Below are 23,656 nucleotides of genomic sequence, written 5' to 3'. Positions count from 1 at the left end.
TTGACCAATTCCGTTCAGCGTAGCGACAGCAAACGGCAGCTACCATATGCTGTCGAGATGACCTTGCAAGAAAACCTGATCGCCTCTGGAACCTTGATCGATGACGCTGGGCTCTGACGTTTCCGGCATGACGACCATCGCGGCAAGCACCGCCGCGAAGGGACTGTCGATTGTCGTCCCGCTCTACAACGAAGCGGCGGGCCTTGCCGCCCTGCACCAGCGCATCTGCGATCTCGCAAAGACCTTGCGTCAGCGTTATCGCTTGGCTTGCGAGGTCGTCTATGTCGACGACGGCAGCGCGGACGCGACGCTGTCGATCGCCCGCTCGCTGCCGGCCGACGCGGTCGACGTCCAGGTGGTGTCGCTGTCGCGCAATTTCGGCAAGGAGGCCGCGCTGATGGCCGGCCTCGACCATGCCCGGCTCGGCGCGGTGCTGTTCATGGACGGCGACGGCCAGCATCCGCCGTCGCTGGTCGAGCGACTGGTGCGGCACTGGATCGAGGACGGCTACGACGTCGTCTATACCGCCAAGGCGCATCGCGACAACGAGCCGTTCCTGCGGCGGCTCGCCGGGCGCGGCTTCTATGCGCTGATCAATTGGGGCGCGCGCCAGAAGATTCCCGAAGACGCCGGCGACTTCCGCCTGCTGTCGCCGCGCGCGGTCGCAGCACTGAGGCAGCTGCCGGAGCGCAACCGCTTCTTCAAGGGCCTCGCGAGCTGGATCGGCTTCCGCCAGATCCGCGTTGATTACGAACCGGCGCCGCGCACCCATGGCGTGACAACCTTCAGCGCCGCGCGTCTGCTTGGTCTTTCGATCGAAGGCGTCACCTCGTTCTCGGTGGCGCCGCTGCGCTTCGCCAGCCTGCTCGGCGTGATCCTCGCCGGCGGAGCGTTCCTGTTCGGCCTGTCGATCCTGTGGGAGGTCTTGACCACCGGCAAGCAGGTGCCCGGCTATCCCTCACTCGTGATCGGCCTGATGACGATCGGCGGCGTGCAGCTCATCATGATCGGCATCGTCGGCGAATATATCGGCAAGATCCTCTCCGAGCTGAAGGCGCGCCCGATCTACTTCGTCGCCGAGCACAGTGAAAAGCATTTCGAGACCGACAAGGCCCAGGACGCTTCAACCCTGGACGCCTCGAAGAGGACGGCGGCCGAATGAGCGCGGCCGCGACGCCGCGGCGGATCTGGCTCTGCGCCGACGATTACGGCATCAGCCCGGGCGTCAATCGCGCCATCCGCGACCTGATCGAACGCGGCCGTCTCAACGCCACCTCGGTGATGATGGTGGGACCTGCGGTCGAGCGCAGCGAGATCGAGGCGCTCCAGACGGCAGCGCGAGCGAGCCCGCGCTGCGCGATCGGATTGCACGTGACATTGTCGGCACCGTTCCGGCCGCTCACCATGCATTTCCGCCCGCTCGACGGCGACATGTTTCTCCCGTTTCCGAAGCTGCTGCGCGCGGGTCTTGCGCGAAGGCTCGACCGCGAATTCTTTCGCAACGAGGTCAAGGCGCAGCTGGCAGCCTTCGCAAAAGCGTTCGGGCGCGCGCCTGACTTCGTCGACGGCCATCAGCATGTGCAGCTCTACCCGCAGGTGCGCGACGGCTTTGTCGACGCCGTCGCCGAAGTCGCGCCAAAAGCCTGGGTGCGCCAGGGCGGCCGCGACCTGCCGCTGATGCAGCGGCTGGCTTCACCGAAAGCCATGGTGCTCGATATCCTCAGCGCGCAATTCCGCCGCCGTGCCGGCAGCGCGGGCCTCAGCTTCAATCCCGGCTTCGCCGGCGCCTATGATTTCACGCAAGCCGCCGATTTCGGCGAGCTGATGCGGCAATTCCTCGAAGGCCTGCCGGATGGCGGCCTCATCATGTGTCATCCCGGCTTCGTCGACGACATCCTCACCGGGCTCGACCCGATGACGGATGTCCGCGAACGCGAGCACGCCTATCTCGCCGGCGATGCCTTCGCGCGCCTGCTGACGGACAGCGGCGTCACGCTGGGGTGAAACCGACAGTTTGCGAGAAAGCCGCCCGCGGGGCAGCTTGTCGCATACCGAAATTTAATCCAGCCGGCACTGTTGGGGCCACAATGGAACCCTACATCTGCCTCGCGCTTGTTTTGCGCGAGGGAGACTGACCATGACGCCGCAGGAACGCCAGCTCGTCGACGAGCTTTTCGACCGGCTTTCGAAACTGGAAAATGCACCGCGCGATCCCGACGCGATCGCCGCAATCTCCGACGGCCTGCGCAAGGCGCCCGGCGCGATCTATGCGCTGGTGCAGACCACGCTGTTGCAGGACGAGGCGCTGAAGCGCGCCCACAACCGCATCCAGGAGCTGGAGGCGGCGCAGGCCCCCGAGCAGGCGCAATCCGGCGGTTTCCTGGACACCATGCGCGACACGCTGTTCGGCGGGGGTCCGTCGCGCGGCTCGGTTCCGAACGTGCCGCCGCGTGACTCGCGGCCGGTGTGGAACAGCGGCCAGGCGATGCAGCAGACCCAGCCCGGTTACGGCCAGCCGCCTTATGGGCAGGCTTACGGTCAAGGTCCAGGTCAGGGCTATGGCGCGCCGCCGGTCGGCGGTGGCGGCGGCTCGTTCCTCGGCACGGCGGCGGCAGCCGCGGCCGGCGTCGTCGGCGGCTCGCTGCTGCTCTCCAGCATCCGCGGCATGATGGGCGGATCGCATCAGCAGGCTTTCGGCGACACCAATGCCCTGGGCGACCGCAGCGCCGGTGGAGGTCCCTGGAGCGGCACCGATCAGTCCGGCGGCTCGCTCGCGCGCGATGCCGGCCTCGACGACATCGGCTCGAACCGCGGTGATGCCTCCCGGCAGGGCTTCGCCGACCACGCTTCGAACGACGACCAGAATTACAACGATCAGAACGACAATGACGGCGGCAATGTCGACCTCGCCGACGATAGCGATTTCGGCGGCGGAGATGATGGCGGCAGCGATTACGCCTGACGCTTTTTATCCTTGCTCCAAACGAGAACGGCCGCCGATGAGGCGGCCGTTCTGGTTCCGAGCGCTATGCGCCTACATCACGACGACCTTGGTGCCGACATTGACGCGACCGTAGAGATCGATGACGTCTTCGTTGCGCATGCGGATGCAGCCCGAGGAGACGTTGGTGCCGATGGTCCAGGGCTCGTTCGAACCGTGGATACGGTAAAGCGTCGAGCCGAGATACATCGCGCGCGCGCCGAGCGGATTTTCCGGGCCGCCTTCCATGTGCCGGGGCAGGTCGGGACGGCGCGCGATCATTTCCGCCGGCGGCGTCCAGGCCGGCCATTCGCGTTTCGCCGTGATCGACTTCACGCCGGACCAGGTGAAGCCGGGACGGCCGACGCCGATGCCGTAGCGCATCGCCCGGCCGTTGCCCTCGACGAGATAGAGGAACTTGTTCGGCGTATCGACCACGATCGTGCCGGCGCTTTCATTGCCGCTATAGTCAACGAGTTGTTTCTCGAATCTCGGGTCGAACTGACGCTGCCGCGGATCGACTGCCTCCTGCTGGAGACCTGCGCCCTGCATCTGCGGCTCGCCCATCGGCGGCAGGCGGCGCTGGTCATAATAACCTGGCTGCTGCTGATACATCGGCTGCTGCGGAGCGTAGGCCGGACCGCGACCGGGCCCGTCGCCGAACATGAACTCGATGAAGCCGCCGCCCATGTTCGAATTGGAGGCGACACGCACCGGCGCAGGCGGCACTTGCGGCTGATAGAGCACCGCGGGCGGATCGTTCGGCACGCTATTGTCGAAGGCGCTGGCGCTGTTGACGCCGGCAATGAAGGTGCAAGCGCTGCCAAGCAGCGCAACAGACATTTTCTTGAACATCGACGTACTCTGTACTGTTTCGTCTAGATCACATGCGTCGTGGCGAGGTGGTGGCTGATCCGCACCCGCGACGTGGTCAATAAAGAGCAAAAGCCGTTTTGTTTGGTAAACGGAAACGCCATTTCGATTCACCACGTCGTCGGCAGCGGTGCAATTTGGCGATCAGCGTTTATTTTCGATGAACGCTGCGCACGCATGGTTAATCGCCCGTTTGCAAGCCGTCGCGCACAACCGCGCGACAGTTCCGGCTGTGAACTTCGTGTTAAATCGCTTCTGCCTACAAAGACGCGTGAGTGAGGTGGGGGGAGTTCTTGATGGCTATTCACCGCAAACGTTTTCGTGTCGAGGAGGCTATTGTCGGCGAGATGCCCAGCCCCGAAATGATTGAGGAGGCTGCGCCGATGCATAGCGAGATCATGGCCGAGTTGCGTGCGATCCGTGCACAGATGGCGAAGGGCACCGTGCCCTTGTCCGGCAGCGCCGCCATGGCGGCGATCGACGCCTCCACCGCCCACGAGCTCTCCGAAGCCCGCACCATGCTCGATACTTACCGGGCGCAGATCGAGCAGTGCGAGAAGCTGAAGGTCGAGCTCGACCTCATCCACGACGCCATCGACCGCACCAAACGCGAGATCGCGACACTGCATGGCAAGAGCTTCGACGGCGGCGAAATGGCCAAGGTCAATGGCGAGCTCGGCGCGGTGGTCGGCGGCACCGAACAGGCGACCCAGCAGATCCTCGAAGCCGCCGAGTCGATCGACCAGGCGGCCAGCGCGATGGCCAAGGTGCAATCGGCCGATCAGCAGAAGCGGCTCGCCGACGATATCCAGGAACGCGTCATCTCGATTTTCGAAGCCTGCAACTTCCAGGACCTGACCGGCCAGCGCATCAGCAAGGTCATGAGCACGATGAAGTTCATCGAGCAGCATATCAATTCCATGATGGAGATCTGGGGCGGCGTCGACGCGATCAAGTCCCACGTCGTGCCGCAGGTCGACACCCGCAGCGATGACGACAAGCTTCTCAACGGCCCGAAGCTCGCCGGCGACGTCGGCCACGCCTCGCAGGACGACATCGACGCGCTGTTCGACTGAGCGGACGCGACACTACGGAAAAACAAAACGCCGGCGAGAGCCGGCGTTTTTTTTGTTTGGGACGTCATTGCGAGCGAAGCGTAGCAATCCAGACTGTGTCCGCGGAGGCAGCCTGGATTGCTTCGTCGCTTCGCTCCTCGCAATGACGAGTGGCTAGGCCGGCGCCCCGATCACGCCCTCGGCGCGCAGCGGACGTAGACCATGTTGCCGTAGCGGGTGGCGGCGTCCTTGTCGATGAAGCGGGTGATGAGGACGCGGCCGTCGAAGGAGACGATCTCGCGGTCCTGCTCGCCGGGCGTCGGACCCGCCGGCCCGATATAGTTCTTGCCGCTGGGCGAACCCTTCAGCCGCAGCTCCTGCGGTGTTGCCTGGTCCGCCAGATGCATGATCACGCCGCCGGAGGAGCCGGCGGTGATCACGTAAGGATTTTTGCATTGGGCCCGGGCGGCAGCCTCGGTGCGGGCGCGGTCGGCCGGGTTCTGGAACGAGGCGAGGCCCCAGCGGCCGACGATCTCGTCGGCGCGGATCGAGGCGGGCATTTCCGGACCGGTGCCGGGCTCGGCCTCGGGAGGCGGTGAGGAGGAAGAAAAGGACGGCAGGCTCATGCCGCCGCCGCAGGCGCCAAGCAGCAGCGCCAGGCAAGAAGCCGCCGCCAGATTGGCGACCGTGCGCGCGTGAGCTGAACTGATCATGGCATTCCCCCGGACAAAACCATGGCCGCACCCCTTCCGCAGCCAAGCGCAAAACCGCTGCCGGAGCAATGACGTCCTTTAATACGCCGGCGCCCCGAACAAGTTTCCAATGTCACCATCCTATATCCGTCTCACCAATCGCTTAACCACCTTTGCTTGACAGGATCGCGGCCAAGCCATATTCCCGGACGCACCATTAGCACTCTGAAAGATGGATTGCTAACGCGCGCCGATCGATCCTCGGGAAGGGTGGACGGAAGCGCCGCCCGCCCACTTTCACTCCTTCCGAAACGAGCCTCCAAAGGGAAACGTCATGACTAAATCCAAATTTCGTCCGCTGCATGACCGTGTCGTGGTCAAACGTATCGACGCCGAGTCAAAGACCAAGGGCGGCATCATCATTCCGGACACGGCCAAGGAAAAGCCGTCCCAGGGCGAAGTCGTCGCCGTCGGCCCCGGTGGCCGCGACGAGGCCGGCAAGCTGATCCCGATCGACCTCAAGGTCGGCGACCGTGTGCTGTTTGGCAAGTGGTCGGGCACCGAGGTCAAGATCGACAACGATGAGCTCCTGATCATGAAGGAGTCGGACATCATGGGCGTGATGGCCTAAGGCCAAACGCCTGAACGGCCGCTGAATGCATGCCCGGGTCACTCGATCCGGGCATGCATCATTCCGCCGGGTTCGATCGCGGACCCCGGAATGAGGCGGCCCAATAAACAAGACACATCACGAAACAAGAGGAATTGCAGACCATGGCTGCCAAAGACGTCAAGTTTTCCGGAGACGCGCGCGATCGCATGCTGCGCGGCGTCGACATTCTCGCCAACGCCGTCAAGGTGACGCTCGGCCCGAAGGGCCGCAACGTGCTCATCGAGAAGTCGTTCGGCGCGCCCCGCATCACCAAGGACGGCGTCACCGTCGCCAAGGAGATCGAGCTCGAGGACAAGTTCGAGAACATGGGCGCCCAGATGGTCCGTGAGGTCGCCTCCAAGACCAACGACCTCGCCGGCGACGGCACCACCACCGCGACCGTGCTGGCCCAGTCCATCGTGCGCGAAGGCGCCAAGTCGGTTGCCGCCGGCATGAATCCGATGGACCTCAAGCGCGGCATCGACATCGCGGTCGCGGCCGTCGTCAAGGACATCGAGAAGCGCGCCAAGCCGGTCGCCGCCTCCTCCGAGGTCGCCCAGGTCGGCACCATCTCGGCCAACGGCGATGCCGCCATCGGCAAGATGATCGCGCAGGCGATGCAGAAGGTCGGCAACGAGGGCGTCATCACCGTCGAGGAGAACAAGTCGCTCGACACCGAGGTGGACATCGTCGAGGGCATGAAGTTCGACCGCGGCTATCTGTCACCCTACTTCGTCACCAACCCCGAGAAGATGACCGCCGAGCTCGAGGACGCCTACATCCTCCTGCACGAGAAGAAGCTGTCCGGCCTGCAGGCCATGCTGCCGGTCTTGGAAGCCGTGGTGCAGTCGGGCAAGCCGCTCGTCATCATCGCCGAGGACGTCGAGGGCGAGGCGCTGGCCACCCTGGTCGTCAACCGCCTCCGTGGCGGCCTGAAGGTCGCCGCCGTCAAGGCGCCGGGCTTCGGCGACCGCCGCAAGGCCATGCTCGAGGACCTCGCGATCCTCACCGGCGGCCAGCTGATCTCCGAAGATCTCGGCATGAAGCTCGAGAACGTCACGGTGAAGATGCTTGGGCGCGCGGGCAAGGTGGTGATCGACAAGGAGAACACCACGATCGTCAAGGGCGCCGGCAAGAAGCCGGAGATCGAGGCCCGCGTCGGCCAGATCAAGGCCCAGATCGAGGAGACCACCTCGGATTACGACCGTGAGAAGCTCCAGGAGCGCCTCGCCAAGCTCGCAGGCGGCGTCGCGGTGATCCGCGTCGGCGGCGCCACCGAGATCGAGGTCAAGGAGAAGAAGGACCGCGTCGAAGACGCGCTCAACGCCACCCGCGCCGCGGTGCAGGAGGGTATCGTTCCCGGCGGCGGCGTCGCGCTGCTCCGCGCCAAGAAGGCGGTCGGCCGTCTCACCAACGCCAATGCCGACGTCCAGGCCGGCATCAACATCGTGCTGAAGGCGCTGGAAGCCCCGATCCGCCAGATCTCCGAGAACGCGGGCGTGGAAGGCTCGATCGTCGTCGGCAAGATCCTGGAGAACAAGTCCGAGACCTTCGGCTTCGACGCCCAGACCGAGGAGTATGTCGACATGGTCGAGAAGGGCATCATCGACCCTGCCAAGGTGGTGCGCACCGCGCTCCAGGACGCCGCCTCGATCGCCGGCCTGCTGGTGACCACCGAGGCCATGGTTGCCGAGTCGCCGAAGAAGGACGCCGCGCCCGGCATGCCGGCCGGTGGCGGCATGGGCGGCTTCTAAGGCCGATCCTCAGCCCACAGTGTTGCGAAGGCCGCCTCCGGGCGGCCTTCTTTTTTGGCAATCATGCCCCGTGCTTTCCAATTCAACCGGCGGCCAAAACCCACTACGGTGACGCCCGATTCGAATTGTTTGGGCATGATCTCAACGGAAGACCGCTTCACATTTTTCCGGATCATGCCCCATTGCCTGGGGATTTCGTCGATGCGCGCGCTTCTGGTTTGCCCGACGGTTTTGTTGGCGGCTCTGCTTGCAGTTTCGCCTGAGGTCGCATCCGCCCAGATGAAGCTGGCGCCGAAGGCCACGGCGCCGGGCGGCGTCGAGACGCGCTATTTCACCTCGATCGACGGGCTGATGGACGGCAATGCCGACGTGATCCTGAAGGAGACACGCCAGGGCAAGACCGTCACCGCAGCCGTGCTCGACGTCTGCTATCCCGTCGCGAAGAATTCCGACCGCAAGGACCGCTTCGTCGTCAATCTCCAGGTCGCGGGCCAGAACCTGACGGGTACGACGCAGAGCTTGGGTGCGAAGGCGCCGGTCACCGTCAAGCTGCTGCGCAAACAGGCGGGAGACACGTTCGAATTCCGCGGCCAGATCAGCATTGGCCAAGCCGTGACCGAGGTCACCTCGCCCGACAATTCCGATCTCAGCGAGAAGGAATTCCTCGACAACCAGACCTCCGACGACGGAATCACGCCGCAGCCGAAGGATTTCACCGACGTCTCGCCGGAAGCGATCGCGGTCAAGGTCAAGCTGGATGCCGCGACCGAGTTCCTGAAGAGCCTGAAGGGCCAGGACGTCGAGGTGACGCTGGCGAGCCTCACCGTCGGCTGCGACGCGCTGCGCGCGGGCGAGCAGACCATCAACATGTCGGTCGATCCGGAGCGCGCCGGCGCGCTGCTGGCAAAATTCAAGGCTACGCCCGGCGTCACCGCCGCGGGCTGGACCGCGGGCATGACCGAGATGGACCGCACCATCCGCATTGCCGCCGCCGACTGGCGCGAGGGCGACAAGATCAACCGCGACAAGCTCGCGGCCGCGGTGGCTGGCGTGCTGAGCAGGACGCTCGCGGCAAAGCCGGTCTCGCAAAGCTTCAACCCGGCGACCGGCAAGCTCAAGCTGGTGTTCAAGCGCCCGAACCAGGATTTTCCCGCGCTCGAGCTCACCGACACGATCGAGGTCGCGGGCCTTGTCTCGCCCGACAAGCCCGGCACGACCGACAAGCTCATGCTCTGGGTCGGGAGTCCCGCGACCACGACCACTGACGAGAGCAGCGGCGCCAAGCTCAATCTCTCGGACGAAGCGACCGCCGACGAGGAAGGCGATCAGCCCGACGACAACGGTTCGGTCGAGGCGCTCGCCAAGGAGCTGAAAGGCCAGCGCTGGGACGCCGACAAGTCGGTGTGGAAGTGATGTAGCCCGCACATCAACTCTCGGTCATCGCCCGGCTTGACCGGGCGATCCAGTACTCCGAGACGGTTTTGATGACTCGAGAAGCCGCGGCGTACTGGATTCCCCGCTTGACGCCTACGCTAAAGCTTCGGCGCCCCTGGACCTCAACCCCGGCGAAGCCTTGGCGTAGCCGGGTCGCGGGGAATGACAGCGGTGGCTAATTGCCGTTGACGCGAAAACGCAGCGGCTTGGGGCCGACGAGCGTCAGCACGTCGCCCTGGCGCTTCCAGGTCTCGACGCCGCCCAGCGCTGCAACGAGATCGTCGTCGGCCTGGGCCCGCGCCGGCGGGCAGGAGCGGTCCTGGATCTGGCCGGGAACGAAGATCACGGTGTTGCCGGCGACCGAGAACTGGCCCTTGCCGCCCTTGCACCAGAGCTCCAGCACGACCTCACCATTGTCGCCGATCTCGATGTTCGGAATCCGCTTCGAGCCCGGCTGCGGCAGCGCCTCCAGCGTCATCTCGGTGCCGAACGGAAAACCGTCCTCCGCACGCGCGAGCGTGGACATCGCGAGCATTGCAACTGCCGCACACACCATCTGCCTGAACGAAACCATGAGACCTCTCGAACGACCTGATTTGCGCCACCTTCTATAAGACGGCGGCGCCGTTGAGAAGGTTCGCCCATGCGCCACGCAAAAATCCCCGCGAGGACCAACCTCGCGGGGATTTGGCTTGAAGCCGCGCGTGGCCTGCTACTTCAGCACCATCGCCGTGAACGGCCAGACATAGGCCTGCAACGTCACGAACACGCCGACCAACGAAGCCAGCACGATCGAGTGCCAGAACACGAAGCGCAGGATCGTGCCTTCGTGCCCGTACCAATTCGTCGCGGTGGACGCGACCACGATCGACTGGGCGTCGATCATCTTGCCCATCACGCCGCCGGACGAGTTCGCCGCAGCCATCAGGATCGGCGACAGACCAAGCTGCTCGGAGGTGATCCTCTGAAGATTTCCGAACAGAACGTTGGAAGCGGTATCCGATCCCGTTAGCGCAACGCCCAACCAGCCGAGCAGCGTGCCGAAGAAGGGATAGAGCACGCCGGTTGCAGCAAAGGCGAGGCCGAGCGTCGCGTCGACGCCAGAGAGCCGCGTCAGCGTGCCGATCGCGAGCATCGCCGAGATCGTGATCAGCGAGATCGCGCACAGCCGGATGGTGCGGCCGTACTGGATCAAGAGCTTGCCGGGCCCGACGCCCATCAGGAAGCCCGAGATGATCGCCGCAATCAGCATGCCCGTGCCGGTGAACGAGAGATAGGTGAAGCCGAACACCGCGCTCTCTTTCGTCGGTCCTGGCGCGACCGGCGGCATCTTGTTGATCATCTGATGCAGCTCGGGAACGGGATAGTTCCAGGTGAAGATCGAGTTCGCCCAGGTCTTGAATCCACCATTGCCCCAGATCAGCATCACGATGCAGACGATGATCCACGGCAGCAGCGCGCTGAACAACTCGCTCTGCGTCAGCGGCGTCTTGTCCATCGGTTTTGCCGCGGCCATGGTGGCGGCCGATTCATCGCGGCCGCGCAGCGCCGGGGACAGCCAGAGCTGCCTCGGCTGCCAGACCTTCAGGAACAGGATCAGCGCGCCCATCGAGATCAGCGATGCGCCGATGTCGACGATCCAGGGATTGATGAAGTTCGAGATCACGAATTGCGGGACCGCGAACGACACGCCGGTGACCAGGATCGCCGGCCAGACATCCTTCATGCCCTTCCAGCCCGCGAACGCCCACACTACCCAGAACGGCACGATCAGCGAGAAGAACGGCAATTGCCGGCCGACCATCGCGCCGAGGATGTAGGGGTCGAGGCCGGTGACCGAGGCTAAGCCCTGGATCGGCGTGCCCAGCGCGCCATAGGCGACCGGCGCGGTGTTGGCGATCAGCGACAGGCCGCTTGCTGCAAGCGGCGAGAACCCGAGACCGATCAGGACGGCGCCCGTGATCGCGACCGGCGTGCCGAAGCCCGAAGCGCCTTCGAAGAAGGCGCCGAACGAGAACGCGATCAGCAGCAATTGCAGCCGCCGGTCCTCGGTGACGCCGCCGACCGCGCGCTTGAGCAATTCGAAGCGTCCGGTGGTAACCGTTACCTGGTAGAGGAAGATGACGTTGAGAACGATCCAGCCGATCGGGAAGAAGCCGGTGACGATGCCCAGCACCGAGGCACGGATCGACATGTTCGCCGGCATGGTGAAGACGAAGATCGTGATCAAATTGGCCACGATCACGGCGATGACCGCCGCGATATGAGCCTGGACGCGGCCGCTCGCGATCAGGACCAACAATGTGACGACAGGGACTGCCGCCGCGATCGTCGACAGCACAGGGCTGTGCAACGGATCATAAACTTGATTCCACATGATCTTCCTCCCCCACGCATGTGTGCTGCAGGCGGCCCGCGTGGACAGCCGATCCTGCTTGACGCTGAAGCGATAACCCCCGAGCTGGACGCGAATTCCTCGCGAATGCAGCGGTTCCCGTCCGCTCACAAGCTCGCGAAATCCCGGAGGCCCCCACCCCGCGCCGATGAGCCCCATGCTAGGGTTGCAAGCTGCGACAAGCCAACGCAAATTGCAGGACTCGCGACTTTAGTCTAAGCGCGCCGATTTCCGCCATCGTCTCAGGTCTTTGGCCCGGGCAGTTGTGCACATCCCCTCAGGAGACAGAGCTCTGTGAAGAACATCAGCGCCACGCTCGCGATCGTCTGGCGAATCGCCGCCCCGTATTTCCGGTCGGAGGACAAATGGGCTGGCCGCGGCCTGCTCGCCGCTGTCATCGCGATGGAGCTGGCGCTGGTCGCGATCGACGTCCTGGTCAATCAATGGCAGAACCGGTTCTACAGCTCACTGCAGGCAAGTGACTGGGATAGTTTCGTCAGGGAAATCTGGATCTTCATCGGCCTCGCCTCCGCCTTCATCGCGCTGGCGGTCTACAAGCTGTACCTGAACCAGTGGCTTCAGATCCGCTGGCGGCAATGGCTGACCCGGCACTATCTGGGCGAATGGCTGCAAGGCGCCACCCACTACCGCATGCAGCTCAAGGGCGATGCGGCCGACAACCCGGACCAGCGCATCACCGAGGACGTCAAGAACTTCGTCGAGCAGACCCTGACCATCGGGCTCGGCCTGCTCTCGTCGATCGTGACGCTGTTCTCTTTCGTGATCATCCTCTGGGGCCTCTCCAACGCCGCGCCGTTGCACCTGTTCGGCGCCGATCTCATGATCCCCGGCTATCTGTGCTGGGGCGCGCTGGTCTACGCGATCTTCGGCACGGCGCTGACGCACTGGATCGGCGCCCCGCTGGTCAATCTCAATTTCGAGCAGCAGCGCTATGAAGCCGACTTCCGCTTCAACCTCGTCCGCGTCCGCGAGAATTCCGAGCAGATCGCGCTGCTCAAGGGCGAAGGCGCCGAGCGCGGCCGCCTACTGGACCGCTTCGGCTTCGTGATCGGCAATTGGTACTCAATCATGAGCCGTACCAAGCGCCTCACCGCGTTCACCGCGAGCTATCAGCAGGCCGCCGTGATCTTTCCCTACGTGCTGGTGGCGCCGGCCTTCTTCGCCAAGAGGATCCAGCTTGGCGACATGATGCAGACCGCCTCCGCCTTCTCGAGCGTACAGGGCGCGTTGTCGTTCTTCGTCACGGCGTACCGATCGCTGGCGGAATGGCGCTCGATCGTCGCCCGCCTCGACGGATTCGAGATGTCGGTCGATGCGGCCGCGCACCTGCCGCCGCACGAGCCTGCGATTGCCCTCAAGGCCGCCGGCGGCAATCGCAATATCTCTCTCGAACAGCTTTGCGTGAACCTGCCGAGCGGCACGCCGCTGGTGGCCGCCGACGCCTTCTCCGTCCAGACGCCGGAGCGCGTGCTGGTGACCGGACCGTCGGGCTCCGGCAAGTCGACGCTGTTCCGGGCCATCGCGGGCATCTGGCCGTTCGGCACCGGCAGCATCTTCGTGCCGGAAAAGGCGAAGCTGATGATGCTGCCCCAGCGCCCCTATTTCCCGGTCGGCGTGCTGCGCGACGCGGTGGTCTATCCGGCCGCGCCGGGCGCGTTCGAAACCTCACGCGTCAGGGACGCGCTGATCGCGGTCGGGCTGCCCGACCTCGCCGAGCGGCTTGAGGAGGACGGTCATTGGAACCGGATGCTGTCGCTGGGCGAGCAGCAGCGCCTCGGGCTCGCCCGCGCGCTGCTGCACGCGCCGGACTATCTGTTCCTGGACGAGGCCACGGCCTCGCTGGACGAGCCGTCCGAGGCCCGCCTGTACCGGTTGCTGGCGGAGAAGCTGCCACAGGCCACCGTCGTCTCGATCGGCCACCGCTCGACGCTGGAAGCCTTCCATACCCGCAAGGTGACGATGGTGAAGCACGGCGCGATCCACGTCCTCGGTGACGGTGGTGTGCCGGTCGAAAAGGAGCCGAGCGCGGCACGCTGAGGCGGCTCGACCATTCCCTGAGGCTATGGCCCTTCGTTGCGGCCATCCTTCGAGACGCCCGCCTTTGGCGGGCTCTCAGGATGAGGTCTGTCCGCGCGCTGAAATCCGTGCCCCCTCATGGTGAGGAGCGGCCGGAGGCGTCTCGAACCATGCAGCCCCCCGGCCTGCGCCCCACGCGCCCAAAGCAAAAGGGCGGCAGGTTGTCCTGCCGCCCTCAATCAAGTCGCTTCGGGAAGAAGCTTACTTCAGGTTGCTCATCGCGGTCAGGTCGAACGACAGCTTGGCAATGCCGGCCGCGCCGCACCAGTTGGAGCCAGCGCCGCCCGGATTGATCGCGGTGACGTTGGTGGTGCCGGTGGCGTTGAAGGCGCTGGTGAAGGCGTTGCAATCACCCTTGTTCAGGTCGGTGTCGGAGTAACGCAGGTCCAGCGTGAACACCTTGTAGGTGAAGCCGATGCCGATGTTCCAGGTGTTGTAGTCCTTGTAGGGGATACCATTGGCGAAAACGGTGCCGACGCCGGTGCCGTAGAAGGCATCCGAAGTACCGAACCACTGCCGGCCGAACTCACCCGACACATACATGCCCATGCCGGAGGGACCGAAAGCCGTGCTGGGCGCCGTGTACTTGGCGGTCAACGAAGCGTAGTTGCCCCAGGCACCCGAGTTCAGGAAGTTCGGCGAGTAGTACTCGGTCGCGCCGACCGTGAAGCTGTCGTTGATGGTGTAGTTCACCTTGCCGTAGACTTCGACGAAGCTGACGTCCTTCTTCATGACGTTGCCGTCGGCGAGGAAGATCGTGGTCGTGCTGACGCCGCAGACGTTGCCGCCGGGAATGCCGCCGGTGAGCACGTTGTCGGCGCAGCTGCCGCCCGGATACAGGTAGCCCCAGACACCGATGTCGAACGCGAAGGCGCCGAAGGTCGGGCGGATACCGCCGTAGATGTCGACTTCAGCGGCGGCGCGATTGGCGAAGGAGATGCTCTCGGCGGACACGCCGACGTAGAGCTGGAGGTCCTTGTTGACGTTGTAGCGCGGCTCGAAATAGGCCGCGACCGACGCTTTGTGGTTCGACTGCGTGACGCCGCGGAAGATGTAGTCGCTCATGATGGCGCCGCCGAAGGCGATATCCCAGGGATCGAAAGCAACCACCGGGGCCTTCTTAGCCTTCACCGCCATGTCTGCCGCGAAAGCCGAGCCCGTCACCATTGCCAGCGCCGTTGCCAACAAAGCCACTTTTTTCATTTCGATCCCCATCACCAGTTCTATGACCCCAGCCGGATCCCGGAAGCCCCCGGAACGCACGACCTGATTGCAAATTTCGTAACTGCGACAATCTGGATGGAGTGGCGTAAACCGTGAAGCAAAAAACGCGGGCATCTGCCGACTTTTTGGGCGTTCTGACGATTCCACGAAAGGTTGTCAGGCTGTGTGTCTTCTCGACCACATTATTTGCACTCCAAAGTGCACCGGACGGCCCGGGTTAGTACGGGTCCGGCGGTACCGTGCTGCCCGCGCCACGAATCAGGCTGCTTCCCGACGAGACCATCCCTCGCGCGCCGTCACGCCGATGCAAAAAGGCCGCAGCATCACCGCTGCGGCCTTCCTGTCGTCGATCATGGTCGTCGGATTGGATCCAGCCTTTGGCCTAACTTTGGGCCTAACCTTGTCCTTCGGCTGGGGTCGTGTCCGCAGAAGACGAAGGCATCGCCCAGCTTGTCTCGGCGGCGGGCTCGGGAGCCGGAGCTGCCGGCGTTGACGGCTTCGGCGCGGGAGCTGCCTTCGCCTTCTTCGGCGCCGCTTTCTTCACAGCCTTCTTGGCGGCCTTCTTAGGGGCAGCCTTCTTAGCGGCTTTCTTGGCCGACTTCTTGGCGGCCTTCTTCGGCGCGGCCTTCTTGGCAGATTTCTTTGTGGCTTTCTTGGCAGACTTCTTCGCGGACTTCTTGGCTGCCTTCTTTGAGGTCTTCTTCGCCGCTACCGCCTTCTTGGCCTTTTTGGCCTTCTTGCTTTTTTTCTTCTTCGCTTTCGCCATCGTGGTCCTCCTGTTGCCGCCGAACAATGGTCGATCCGGGCGTCTTCAGCCGTCACCTCCGGACGAAAGCTCAGCCCTCGAAAGCTCAGTCTTCGAAAGCTCAGTCTTGCGCGTTCAATGCCGGCCGCGACCCGCCCGTAGCCCAATCGAGAAGCTCAATCGTGTGTACGACCGGAACTGACGTGCCACTGGCAATCTGCACCATGCAGCCGATATTGCCTGCGGCAATCATGTCCGGCTTGACGCTCGCGATGTTGGCGACCTTGCGATCGCGCAACCGGCCCGCAAGCTCGGGCTGGAGAATGTTGTAAGTCCCCGCCGAACCGCAACACAAATGGCTCTCCGGCACATCTTTCACCACGAATCCATTATTGGAAAGCAATTCTTTCGGAAGGCCCGTGATTTTCTGCCCGTGCTGCAACGAACACGCAGAGTGATAGGCGACGACGATGTTGTCCTGTCGCGCGGTGGCCACGAGTCCAAGGCCGGCGACGTATTCAGTGATGTCCTTGGCGAGCGCGGAGACCTTCGCCGCATCGACGGCAAACGCAGCGTCCTCGCGCAGAAGATAGCCGTAGTCCTTGATCACGGTGCCGCAGCCGGACGCGGTCACCAGGATGGCGTCGAGCCCCTCGCCGGCCGCTTCCGCGCGCCACGCCGCGACATTGGCGCGAGCCCGCCCTAATGCGTCCTGGTCGTTGCCGAGGTGATGGGTCAGCGCGCCGCAGCACTGCTCGTCCCTGACGAGGACGACCTCGATGCCGTGGCGCGTGAGGAGACTGATGGCGGCCTGGTTGATGCGCGGCGCCAGCACCTGCTGGGCGCAGCCCTGGAGCAGCGCGACCCGGCCGCGCTTCTTGCCGAGTGCCGCGAACACACTGCCGGCGGCGGGCCCCGGTGGCGGCAGCCGGTCCGGCGCCAGCGCCAGCATCGCCTTGAGGCGCAGGATCAGGCCTGGTGTCGCCGACGGCCGGGGCGTCGGCAGCAACGCGGCCAGCGGGCGGGCCAGCCGCGCCAGCCACATGCTGGCGCGGAAACGCTGCGGGTCCGGCAGGACGAAGGCCAGCACCCGGCGCAGCAGCCGCTCGGCCAGCGGCCGCTCGTAACGCTGCTCGATCCTGACCCGGGCCTGATCGACCAGATGCATGTAATTCACCCCCGAGGGGCAGGTCGTCATGCAGGCCAGGCACGACAGGCAGCGGTCGACATGTTTGACCACTTCGGCCGTCGGCGTCTGGTCCCTCTCCAGCATCTCCTTGATCAGATAGATGCGGCCGCGCGGGCTATCGAGCTCGTCGCCAAGCAGCACATAGGTCGGACAGGTTGCGGTGCAGAAGCCGCAATGGACGCAGGCGCGCAGGATCTTGTCGGCTTCCGCGATGTCGGGGTCGGCGAGCTGCGCGAGTGAGAATTCGGTCTTCATTCAGCAAGCGTCCCGCGTCAGCCGGCCCCGGTTGAGGATGGTCTTCGGATCGAAACTGGCGCGGACCCGCTCGCTCAACGCGGCAAGGCCAGCGGCTTGCGGGTGGAATACATCGATCGTGCGCCTGATGTCCTCGGCCGCCCGGATCAGCGTGGCGTGCCCGCCGGCCGCATTCGCACGTTCGCGCACGGCCGGACCATGCGCGTCCGGCTTCGGTGGCACCGCCGCCCAGATCAGTCCACCACCCCAATCGTAGATCAATTCGCCGCCGGTCTCGCGCGCCAGCAGCGTCCCGAGCGCCGCGCCCGACGCCGGCGGACAGACGATCCGCCAGACCGGCCAGGCCCCCAGCGCGCCGCCAGCCGCGAACGGCAAGATGTCGCGGATCGTGGTCCATAGCGCCGCTGACACCGTGTCCTCGACGAGCGTTGCGGGTCCGAACGGCGCCAGCAATTCGCGCAGCGAGCCGGCACGGTGGGCGGCCGAGGCGGTAATGCCTTCGAGCCGCAGCACGGTCAGCGCCTCGCTTTGGCCCACGATATCGCCGAGACCTTCGGTCTTGGTCCGGAACGCCGATGTCGGCAGATGCGCGGCACCGGAGACGTCGAAGGGCGAGCCGAGCGCCGCGGTCATCGCCTTGTTGGCGGCGGCATCGTCGAGGCCGCGCAGCACCAGCGTCCGCTCGGCCTCCGGCTTCGGCATCACCTTCAGCGTGACTTCCGTCATGACCGACAGCGTGCCCCAGGAACCGGCGAGAAGCTTGCAGAGGTCGTAGCCGGTGACGTTCTTCACCACCTTGCCGCCGGTCTTGAAGCTGTCGCCGAAACCCGAGACGGCGTGCGCCCCGAGCAGATGGTCGCGCGCCCCGCCCGCCTTGATCCGGCGCGGACCGGCCAGGCCAGCCGCAATCATGCCGCCGATGGTGCCTGATACCGGCGTGCCGAGCAGCGGCGCGGTGTTCATCGGCTCGAAGGCGAATTGCTGGTTCTTGGCATCGATCAGCGACAGCACGTCGGCCAGCGGCGCCCCGGCCTGGAGCGTGACAATGAGTTCGTTGGGCTCGTAGGCGGTGATGGCACTCAGCGCGGAGACGTCGAGCACCGCATTGGTCGCCATCGCATGACCGATGCCACGCTTGGAGCCATGGCCGATGATCTCGAGCGGCTGCTCATTGGCAATCGCCGCGCGCACCACCTCTTCGACGTCTTTGGCGTCTCGTACCTTGAGCGTATCCACGCCCGTAGCGGGTAACGAAGTTTGCAGCGAAAATCAAATTTGGCGCGTTGCAGCGAGGCGACGTTAGAATCGCGGGATGTCCGGGAATGCCAGCTTGCCGGCATGGACGTGCATGCGACCAAGCTCGGCGCAGCGATGCAGGGTCGGAAACACCTTTCCGGGATTGAGCAGGCCCTGCGCGTCGAAGGCGCATTTCAGACGCTGCTGCTGGTTGAGGTCGATCTCACTGAACATCTCCGGCATCAGATCGCGCTTCTCGATGCCGACGCCGTGCTCGCCGGTGAGCACGCCGCCGAACTCGACGCAGGCGCGCAGGATGTCAGCGCCGAAGGCTTCGGCGCGCTCGATCTCACCGGGCTTGTTGGCGTCATAGAGGATCAGCGGATGCAGATTGCCGTCGCCGGCATGGAACACGTTGGCGCAACCGAGCTGGTATTTTTCCGATAGCTCGCGGATGCGCGCCAGCGCCTTCGGCAGCGCACCGCGTGGGATAGTGCCGTCCATGCAGAGATAGTCCGGGGAGATGCGGCCGACGGCGGGGAACGCGGCTTTCCGGCCGGCCCAGAACAGATTGCGCTCGGCCTCCGAGGTCGAGATCTGGCAGGTGGTCGAGCCGCAAGCGTTCGCAATTGTCTCGACCCGCGTGATCAGCTCGTCGACCTCGATCTTGGGACCGTCGAGCTCGATGATGAGGAGGGCCTCGACATCGAGCGGATAGCCGGCGTGGACGAAGGCTTCCGCGGCGTGGATCGCGGGCTTGTCCATCATCTCCATGCCGCCGGGAATGATGCCGGCGCCGATGATGCGCGCCACGCATTCGCCGGCCGCCTCGACTTGCGCGAATCCGACCATCAGCGCGCGCGCCGTCTCCGGCTTTTGCAGGATGCGCACCGTGATCTCGGTGATGACGCCGAGCAGGCCTTCGGAGCCGGTGATGACGCCCATCAGGTCGTAGCCGGAGTTCTCCGCCGATTTGCCGCCAATGCGCAGGATCTCGCCGCTCATCAGCACGATCTCGCAGCCGAGCACATTGTTGGTGGTCATGCCGTATTTCAGGCAGTGCACGCCGCCGGAATTCTCTGCGACATTGCCACCGATCGAGCAGGCGATCTGCGATGACGGATCCGGCGCGTAGTAGAACCCGGCATGGGCGACGGCCTGGCTGATGGCGAGGTTGGTGACGCCGGGCTCGGTGACGACGGCGCGGTTGTCGAAATCGATCTCGCGGATGCGCTTGAACTTGCCGAGGCCCAGGAGCACGCCGTCCTCCAGCGGCAGCGCGCCGCCGGACAGCGAGGTGCCGGAGCCGCGCGGCACCACCTTGATGCCCTGCCCTGCACAATATTTCAGGATGAGCGAAACCTGCTCGGTCGTGTCGGGCAGCACAACGACCATCGGCGGCTGCCGATAGGCCGTCAATCCGTCGGATTCATAGGCCCGCATCTCGGCAGGCGTATCGATCACGCCTTCGCCCGGTACGATTGCGCGCAATGCAGCCACGATCTCGGCGCGGCGCGCGAGCACGGCCTGGTCACTCGCGGGCATCATGATGGCCATAACATTTCCTTCATGGCATGTCGTTCCGGCCGAGGCCGCACGATCGATTTGTCGCGGTAAATCAACCACGTCCGCGGTGGTTTGGGTAGGCCATCCGAAAGTCGGATCGACGATCTTGCGCGAGTTCGCTCTGGGACAAGTAGGAAATCGTGAAACCTGCCATGGTTTGGCGGCTTGTCCAATCCGAGCAGGCCTGCCAAAACCGGCGGGTCCGACCATTGCCGATCAGGCATGCAACTGACCAGCCCCCAGGGAAGAGACGAAGAGCACCCGATGACAAAACTGATTTTTGGCGCATTGACCATCCTCACCGCGATTGCCACCGCACCCGCCGCGATGGCGCAGGATGCCGCGGCCGGCAAGTCGTCGTTCAACAAATGCCTGGCCTGTCACGCGATCGGCGAAGGCGCCAAGAACAAGGTCGGCCCCGAGCTCAACGGCCTCGACGGCCGCAAGTCCGGTACCGCGCCGGACTACAATTATTCCGACGCCAACAAGAATTCCGGCATCACCTGGAACGAGGCCGTGTTCAAGGAATACATCAAGGACCCCAAGGCCAAGATCCCCGGCACCAAGATGGCGTTCGCCGGCATCAAGAACGAGACCGAGATCAACAATCTCTGGGCCTATGTGTCGCAGTTCGACAAGGACGGGAAGATCAAGCAGTAAGCGCGCGAATGGCGGTCGCTGGAGCTTCGGTTCTGAACCGAAGCTCCAGCTTCTTGTTTTGACGCGTTTTCTTCACGCGAACCGGCAGCCACTTCGCTCGGAAACGCTCTAATCGGCGACCGCCTGCGCTGATACGATTTTCCCGATCATCGTCTCGATCTCGGTCTTCACCAGATCGGGCACCGCGTTCTGCACCATGTGGCCGAGATCGGGCAGCACGATCAGCTTCGCATTCTGCACGGTGGCGGCGAACGGGCGCGCGTGAATGTCGGTCTTCACCGTCTTGTCGGGTTCGCCGGCGATGATCGTGACCGGCGCCGATATCTCGCCGTAGCGCGCGACCTGCGCAGCGACCGCTTCCTTCAGCGTCACCAGATCATAGGCATTGGCGATGAACTCGCGCGGGCGCAGCAGCAGCGGCGTCGCGGAGTCCCGCACGAAAACATCCGGCATCATTTGCGGCAGGAAGACATTGCGCGCGCCGGGCTCGCTGAGGAAATACCCCAGCGGCAGGGTTATGGTGTAGGCGAGCAGCGGGCCGATCACGGGCGTTGCGATGATCTCGTTGTAGCGGCCGACGCCGCCGCGCCAGGGATGGGTGACCGGCGCGAGCATCACAAGGCCAGCGACGCGGCCGGGATGATCGAGCGCCAACCGTGCGCCGAGCGCGCCGCTCCAGGAATGCACCACGAACACCGCGCGATCGATCCCGAGCTTGCCGAGCGCTTCATCGATCATCCGCGCCTGGACCTCAGGCGTGGAATCCTGCCGCCGCGCCCGCGTGCTCCAGCCATGACCGGGGCGGTCGATCAGGATGACGCGATGATCCCTGGCGAGGAGATCGCCGAGCGGCCGCCGCATCGCCTCAAGGTTGGAGCTCGCGCCGTGCAGCATCACGATCGGCAGGCCCGAATCGCGCGGGCCGATATCGACGAGGTGAAGCACGGCGCCATCGACCTCGATCATCCGGCCTTGCGGTGGAAAGGAGCGTTGCACAGCGAGGACGCCGGCCTGCGTGACCAGCGCCAGCACAACCAGCGCAGTCACGACTGACATCACGATCATGGATGGAATCCGGGCGATCCAGGGCACAGGGCAGTTACGTGGCTTGCGGGCGGCAGTTTCGCCCGGGGAGCCCCCGCGCTCCACTTGAAATACCAGGGCTGTGGATATGTGCATAATTCAAGCGGGAAAAACATAACGAAATCAATACCGCTCCCTGCAGCACGCAGGCTTCGAAGCAGCTTCATGCCGTCGTCATCGCGGCGTCCTTATAATCGCCACGGTCGGTTCCGCCATTGAGACGCGGGTGGGCGCCGATCGTGCTCGCAACCCTCGGGATGCGGGAAAGACCGGCAGGATTTATCCTGATTTGAACCGGAGAATTTCGATGAGCCTGAGATCCAAAGACACTGCGATCGACGAGATCGTGGCAAGCTGCCACGGCGACCTGCGCGGTGCCGTGCGCGCGCTGCTGCTGATCAACGAGCACCTCGAGACGGAGCTTGCAAAGGCTTACGCCGCCGCAGTCGATCGCGGCCTCGCCGAGCGCGAAGGCAGCGTTTTGCACTAGGTTGCTGTCGACCTAGTTCGTGCTGTCCTCGTCCTTTTCCTCGTCAGGCGTGGGTGCGGGACAGGCGCGGATCGTCGAACGGGCAAGCTTGGCGTCGGCCTTCGATTTGTAAGGACCGTCACCGAACCAGACGTCGCCGATGATCACGGGATTGCTGGTCACGATGTTGCATTTTCCGGTGGCGCGGTTGCCGACCACCCAGAACAGTCCGTCGGCGAGGCTCGCCGTGCCCGACGCCAACAGCAATGTACCTGCAAAGATCAAACGCTTCATGGCTGTGCTCCCGCCATCAAGGTAGGCCTGCGGCGGTGCCACCCATACCCCTTGTGACGCGGCGCGTGTCGTCGTGGTTAATCGGCTTGCGCCGCATTCGCTCGAGCAATGATCGACTTGTCCGCTAAATATCGCGGCCTTCGACCTTCTCGGTCAGCGCCTTGACCTGATCGGGGATCTTCTCGAGGTGCGGGTTGACGGCGAGCGCTTTGCGGTAGGCCTCGAGTGCGCGCTTTTCGTCGCCGACCTCCTGCATGATCATGCCGAGGCCTGCGAGCGCGCCGAAATGGCGGGGCTCGCGGATCAACACCTCGCGGATGTCGGCGAGCGAGCGGCCATAATCGTTCTGCATGTAGTAGAGCGTCGCGCGACGATTCCAGGCCTCGATGTAGTCGGGCCTGAGCTTGACCACCGAATCCAGCAGCTTGATCGCAACCTCGATCTTCTTTGCGTCGACCGCGGTCTTGGCCCGCGCCATCAGCAGCGCCGCGGTGTCGCTCGGGGTCTGGATCCAGATCGCCCAGATCCGCGCCTCGACATGCTTGGCGCTGGCTTCGTCGGGCGCAGCTTTCAGCGCGCCGAACAGGAAATCGAGATTCTTGGTGCGGTCGACCTTGGGCAGCTTGGCCGGCGCTTCCGGAAGTTTCTTCTGCTTGCCGGGCGGGGCCGGCGGATCAATCTGCTGTGCCAGCGCCGGAGCGAGTCCGACGGCTCCCAGTACGAGAGCCAGACACAGGGTGCGCGCGACGAAGAATCTCACTGCCATGGTCGAAGTCTAAACGCGCAAAGCCGCCCTTGCAAAGCAGGGGCGGCGTCAAACTCGTGTGAGACCGTGGTCTTGCGGGGCGCGCGCGGGCGTCCGGCAGGGCGAAATCAGCCCTGACGCGCCTTGAAGCGGCGCTGCACCTTGTTGATCACATAGACCCGGCCCTTGCGGCGGACCAGGCGGTTGGCGCGATGGCGACCGCGCAGCGATTTCAGCGAGTTACGGACCTTCATGGCA

At 64.5% G+C, this 23,656-nt stretch carries 24 protein-coding genes; 10 read left to right on the top strand and 14 right to left on the bottom strand.

The genetic code is table 11. The annotated features are described in order from the left end of the window. Window positions 1-100: 100 nt before the first annotated feature. The 3 genes from AC0L20_RS06950 to AC0L20_RS06940 all read left to right on the top strand — a co-directional run bounded on the left by AC0L20_RS06950 (window position 101) and on the right by AC0L20_RS06940 (window position 2,962). Complete coding sequence (locus AC0L20_RS06950) at window positions 101-1,162, top strand: glycosyltransferase family 2 protein (RefSeq protein WP_473287948.1); 1,062 nt, start codon at window positions 101-103, stop codon at window positions 1,160-1,162. Continuing rightward, on the top strand, window positions 1,159-2,004 hold the full coding sequence (locus tag AC0L20_RS06945; protein WP_473287947.1) for a ChbG/HpnK family deacetylase: 846 nt from the start codon (window positions 1,159-1,161) through the stop codon (window positions 2,002-2,004). The genes AC0L20_RS06950 and AC0L20_RS06945 overlap by 4 nt, the downstream gene beginning before the upstream one ends. A 133-nt stretch (window positions 2,005-2,137) precedes the next feature. Beyond that, window positions 2,138-2,962 carry a DUF2076 domain-containing protein gene (locus AC0L20_RS06940; RefSeq protein ID WP_473287946.1) on the top strand — a complete coding sequence of 275 codons (825 nt, stop codon included), beginning with the start codon at window positions 2,138-2,140 and terminating at the stop codon, window positions 2,960-2,962. Window positions 2,963-3,034: 72 nt separating this feature from the next. On the opposite strand, the gene AC0L20_RS06935 is transcribed toward AC0L20_RS06940, so the two are convergent. Then, window positions 3,035-3,835 carry a L,D-transpeptidase gene (locus AC0L20_RS06935; RefSeq protein ID WP_473287945.1) on the bottom strand — a complete coding sequence of 267 codons (801 nt, stop codon included), beginning with the start codon at window positions 3,833-3,835 and terminating at the stop codon, window positions 3,035-3,037. Window positions 3,836-4,149: 314 nt separating this feature from the next. On the opposite strand from AC0L20_RS06935, the gene AC0L20_RS06930 reads away from it, so the two are divergent. Further along, on the top strand, window positions 4,150-4,929 hold the full coding sequence (locus AC0L20_RS06930; protein WP_007596952.1) for a protein phosphatase CheZ: 780 nt from the start codon (window positions 4,150-4,152) through the stop codon (window positions 4,927-4,929). Between the two features lie 170 nt (window positions 4,930-5,099). Here the strand turns inward: AC0L20_RS06930 and AC0L20_RS06925 are convergent, their stop codons facing one another. Continuing rightward, on the bottom strand, window positions 5,100-5,621 hold the full coding sequence (locus AC0L20_RS06925; RefSeq protein WP_007596953.1) for a hypothetical protein: 522 nt from the start codon (window positions 5,619-5,621) through the stop codon (window positions 5,100-5,102). Window positions 5,622-5,934: 313 nt separating this feature from the next. Between AC0L20_RS06925 and AC0L20_RS06920 the strand changes: the two genes are divergently transcribed. Further along, window positions 5,935-6,231 carry a co-chaperone GroES gene (locus tag AC0L20_RS06920; protein WP_007596954.1) on the top strand — a complete coding sequence of 99 codons (297 nt, stop codon included), beginning with the start codon at window positions 5,935-5,937 and terminating at the stop codon, window positions 6,229-6,231. Window positions 6,232-6,374: 143 nt separating this feature from the next. Beyond that, entirely contained in the window at window positions 6,375-8,006 is a 1,632-nt protein-coding gene (groL, locus tag AC0L20_RS06915) for a chaperonin GroEL (RefSeq protein WP_027520435.1), read from the top strand. Here the strand turns inward: groL and AC0L20_RS06910 are convergent. Then, entirely contained in the window at window positions 8,003-8,182 is a 180-nt protein-coding gene (locus tag AC0L20_RS06910; RefSeq protein WP_473287944.1) for a hypothetical protein, read from the bottom strand. The genes groL and AC0L20_RS06910 overlap by 4 nt on opposite strands. Window positions 8,183-8,207: 25 nt before the next feature. Between AC0L20_RS06910 and AC0L20_RS06905 the strand changes: the two genes are divergently transcribed. Continuing rightward, a complete protein-coding gene (locus tag AC0L20_RS06905) occupies window positions 8,208-9,419 on the top strand; it encodes a hypothetical protein (RefSeq protein WP_473287943.1) in 1,212 nt (403 codons plus the stop codon). Between the two features lie 196 nt (window positions 9,420-9,615). On the opposite strand, the gene AC0L20_RS06900 is transcribed toward AC0L20_RS06905, so the two are convergent. Together AC0L20_RS06900 and AC0L20_RS06895 are read right to left on the bottom strand one after the other, a co-directional pair. Continuing rightward, window positions 9,616-10,014 (bottom strand): META domain-containing protein, encoded by a 399-nt coding sequence (locus tag AC0L20_RS06900; protein ID WP_473287942.1) that lies wholly within the window; start codon window positions 10,012-10,014, stop codon window positions 9,616-9,618. A 138-nt stretch (window positions 10,015-10,152) separates the two neighbouring features. Further along, the gene (locus AC0L20_RS06895) at window positions 10,153-11,817 is read right to left on the bottom strand and encodes an L-lactate permease (protein WP_473287941.1); all 1,665 of its coding nucleotides are present in this window, start codon (window positions 11,815-11,817) and stop codon (window positions 10,153-10,155) included. A 312-nt stretch (window positions 11,818-12,129) separates the two neighbouring features. On the opposite strand from AC0L20_RS06895, the gene AC0L20_RS06890 reads away from it, so the two are divergent. Continuing rightward, window positions 12,130-13,893, top strand: a complete 1,764-nt coding sequence (locus AC0L20_RS06890; RefSeq protein ID WP_473287940.1) for an ABC transporter ATP-binding protein/permease — start codon at window positions 12,130-12,132, stop codon at window positions 13,891-13,893. 240 nt (window positions 13,894-14,133) lie between these two features. Here the strand turns inward: AC0L20_RS06890 and AC0L20_RS06885 are convergent, their stop codons facing one another. From AC0L20_RS06885 to AC0L20_RS06865, 5 genes are all read right to left on the bottom strand, one after another. Beyond that, window positions 14,134-15,135 (bottom strand): TorF family putative porin, encoded by a 1,002-nt coding sequence (locus tag AC0L20_RS06885; protein ID WP_007596962.1) that lies wholly within the window; start codon window positions 15,133-15,135, stop codon window positions 14,134-14,136. A gap of 415 nt (window positions 15,136-15,550) precedes the next feature. Next, window positions 15,551-15,922: a histone gene (locus AC0L20_RS06880; RefSeq protein WP_473288199.1), complete on the bottom strand. Its 372-nt coding sequence runs from the start codon at window positions 15,920-15,922 to the stop codon at window positions 15,551-15,553. A gap of 100 nt (window positions 15,923-16,022) precedes the next feature. Continuing rightward, a complete protein-coding gene (gene glcF, locus AC0L20_RS06875; RefSeq protein ID WP_473287939.1) occupies window positions 16,023-17,345 on the bottom strand; it encodes a glycolate oxidase subunit GlcF in 1,323 nt (440 codons plus the stop codon). After that, a complete protein-coding gene (locus tag AC0L20_RS06870; protein ID WP_473287937.1) occupies window positions 17,346-18,581 on the bottom strand; it encodes an FAD-binding protein in 1,236 nt (411 codons plus the stop codon). A gap of 63 nt (window positions 18,582-18,644) precedes the next feature. Beyond that, window positions 18,645-20,138 (bottom strand): FAD-linked oxidase C-terminal domain-containing protein, encoded by a 1,494-nt coding sequence (locus AC0L20_RS06865; protein WP_473287936.1) that lies wholly within the window; start codon window positions 20,136-20,138, stop codon window positions 18,645-18,647. A gap of 273 nt (window positions 20,139-20,411) precedes the next feature. Between AC0L20_RS06865 and cycA the strand changes: the two genes are divergently transcribed. Beyond that, window positions 20,412-20,807: a cytochrome c-550 CycA gene (gene cycA / locus AC0L20_RS06860; protein WP_456767691.1), complete on the top strand. Its 396-nt coding sequence runs from the start codon at window positions 20,412-20,414 to the stop codon at window positions 20,805-20,807. A gap of 108 nt (window positions 20,808-20,915) precedes the next feature. Here the strand turns inward: cycA and AC0L20_RS06855 are convergent, their stop codons facing one another. Continuing rightward, window positions 20,916-21,872, bottom strand: coding sequence for an alpha/beta fold hydrolase (locus AC0L20_RS06855; protein ID WP_473287935.1), 957 nt, complete (start codon window positions 21,870-21,872; stop codon window positions 20,916-20,918). Between the two features lie 325 nt (window positions 21,873-22,197). On the opposite strand from AC0L20_RS06855, the gene AC0L20_RS06850 reads away from it, so the two are divergent. Beyond that, entirely contained in the window at window positions 22,198-22,380 is a 183-nt protein-coding gene (locus AC0L20_RS06850) for a hypothetical protein (protein ID WP_007596968.1), read from the top strand. Window positions 22,381-22,392: 12 nt separating this feature from the next. Here the strand turns inward: AC0L20_RS06850 and AC0L20_RS06845 are convergent, their stop codons facing one another. The 3 genes from AC0L20_RS06845 to ykgO all read right to left on the bottom strand — a co-directional run bounded on the left by AC0L20_RS06845 (window position 22,393) and on the right by ykgO (window position 23,652). Beyond that, the gene (locus AC0L20_RS06845) at window positions 22,393-22,653 is read right to left on the bottom strand and encodes a hypothetical protein (RefSeq protein WP_007596971.1); all 261 of its coding nucleotides are present in this window, start codon (window positions 22,651-22,653) and stop codon (window positions 22,393-22,395) included. A 124-nt stretch (window positions 22,654-22,777) separates the two neighbouring features. Then, window positions 22,778-23,419, bottom strand: a complete 642-nt coding sequence (locus AC0L20_RS06840) for a tetratricopeptide repeat protein (RefSeq protein WP_473287934.1) — start codon at window positions 23,417-23,419, stop codon at window positions 22,778-22,780. A 107-nt stretch (window positions 23,420-23,526) separates the two neighbouring features. Beyond that, window positions 23,527-23,652 carry a type B 50S ribosomal protein L36 gene (ykgO, locus tag AC0L20_RS06835; RefSeq protein ID WP_006611362.1) on the bottom strand — a complete coding sequence of 42 codons (126 nt, stop codon included), beginning with the start codon at window positions 23,650-23,652 and terminating at the stop codon, window positions 23,527-23,529. Window positions 23,653-23,656 lie beyond the last annotated feature (4 nt).

It is taken from the genome of Bradyrhizobium sp. Kon58 (assembly GCF_055807455.1).
Note: the sequence above shows the minus strand (reverse complement) of the source record. Positions and strands in the feature narration are given on the sequence as shown.

Bases quoted from the DNA above. Each gene is read 5' to 3' on its own strand.
- AC0L20_RS06950 (WP_473287948.1), top strand. From the start codon at position 101: ATGACGCTGGGCTCTGACGTTTCCGGCATGACGACCATCGCGGCAAGC.
- AC0L20_RS06945 (WP_473287947.1), top strand. From the start codon at position 1,159: ATGAGCGCGGCCGCGACGCCGCGGCGGATCTGGCTCTGCGCCGACGAT.
- AC0L20_RS06940 (WP_473287946.1), top strand. From the start codon at position 2,138: ATGACGCCGCAGGAACGCCAGCTCGTCGACGAGCTTTTCGACCGGCTT.
- AC0L20_RS06935 (WP_473287945.1), bottom strand. From the start codon at position 3,835: ATGTTCAAGAAAATGTCTGTTGCGCTGCTTGGCAGCGCTTGCACCTTC.
- AC0L20_RS06930 (WP_007596952.1), top strand. From the start codon at position 4,150: ATGGCTATTCACCGCAAACGTTTTCGTGTCGAGGAGGCTATTGTCGGC.
- AC0L20_RS06925 (WP_007596953.1), bottom strand. From the start codon at position 5,621: ATGATCAGTTCAGCTCACGCGCGCACGGTCGCCAATCTGGCGGCGGCT.
- AC0L20_RS06920 (WP_007596954.1), top strand. From the start codon at position 5,935: ATGACTAAATCCAAATTTCGTCCGCTGCATGACCGTGTCGTGGTCAAA.
- groL (WP_027520435.1), top strand. From the start codon at position 6,375: ATGGCTGCCAAAGACGTCAAGTTTTCCGGAGACGCGCGCGATCGCATG.
- AC0L20_RS06910 (WP_473287944.1), bottom strand. From the start codon at position 8,182: ATGATCCGGAAAAATGTGAAGCGGTCTTCCGTTGAGATCATGCCCAAA.
- AC0L20_RS06905 (WP_473287943.1), top strand. From the start codon at position 8,208: ATGCGCGCGCTTCTGGTTTGCCCGACGGTTTTGTTGGCGGCTCTGCTT.
- AC0L20_RS06900 (WP_473287942.1), bottom strand. From the start codon at position 10,014: ATGGTTTCGTTCAGGCAGATGGTGTGTGCGGCAGTTGCAATGCTCGCG.
- AC0L20_RS06895 (WP_473287941.1), bottom strand. From the start codon at position 11,817: ATGTGGAATCAAGTTTATGATCCGTTGCACAGCCCTGTGCTGTCGACG.
- AC0L20_RS06885 (WP_007596962.1), bottom strand. From the start codon at position 15,135: ATGAAAAAAGTGGCTTTGTTGGCAACGGCGCTGGCAATGGTGACGGGC.
- AC0L20_RS06880 (WP_473288199.1), bottom strand. From the start codon at position 15,922: ATGGCGAAAGCGAAGAAGAAAAAAAGCAAGAAGGCCAAAAAGGCCAAG.
- glcF (WP_473287939.1), bottom strand. From the start codon at position 17,345: ATGAAGACCGAATTCTCACTCGCGCAGCTCGCCGACCCCGACATCGCG.
- AC0L20_RS06865 (WP_473287936.1), bottom strand. From the start codon at position 20,138: ATGGCCATCATGATGCCCGCGAGTGACCAGGCCGTGCTCGCGCGCCGC.
- cycA (WP_456767691.1), top strand. From the start codon at position 20,412: ATGACAAAACTGATTTTTGGCGCATTGACCATCCTCACCGCGATTGCC.
- AC0L20_RS06855 (WP_473287935.1), bottom strand. From the start codon at position 21,872: ATGATCGTGATGTCAGTCGTGACTGCGCTGGTTGTGCTGGCGCTGGTC.
- AC0L20_RS06850 (WP_007596968.1), top strand. From the start codon at position 22,198: ATGAGCCTGAGATCCAAAGACACTGCGATCGACGAGATCGTGGCAAGC.
- AC0L20_RS06845 (WP_007596971.1), bottom strand. From the start codon at position 22,653: ATGAAGCGTTTGATCTTTGCAGGTACATTGCTGTTGGCGTCGGGCACG.
- AC0L20_RS06840 (WP_473287934.1), bottom strand. From the start codon at position 23,419: ATGGCAGTGAGATTCTTCGTCGCGCGCACCCTGTGTCTGGCTCTCGTA.
- ykgO (WP_006611362.1), bottom strand. From the start codon at position 23,652: ATGAAGGTCCGTAACTCGCTGAAATCGCTGCGCGGTCGCCATCGCGCC.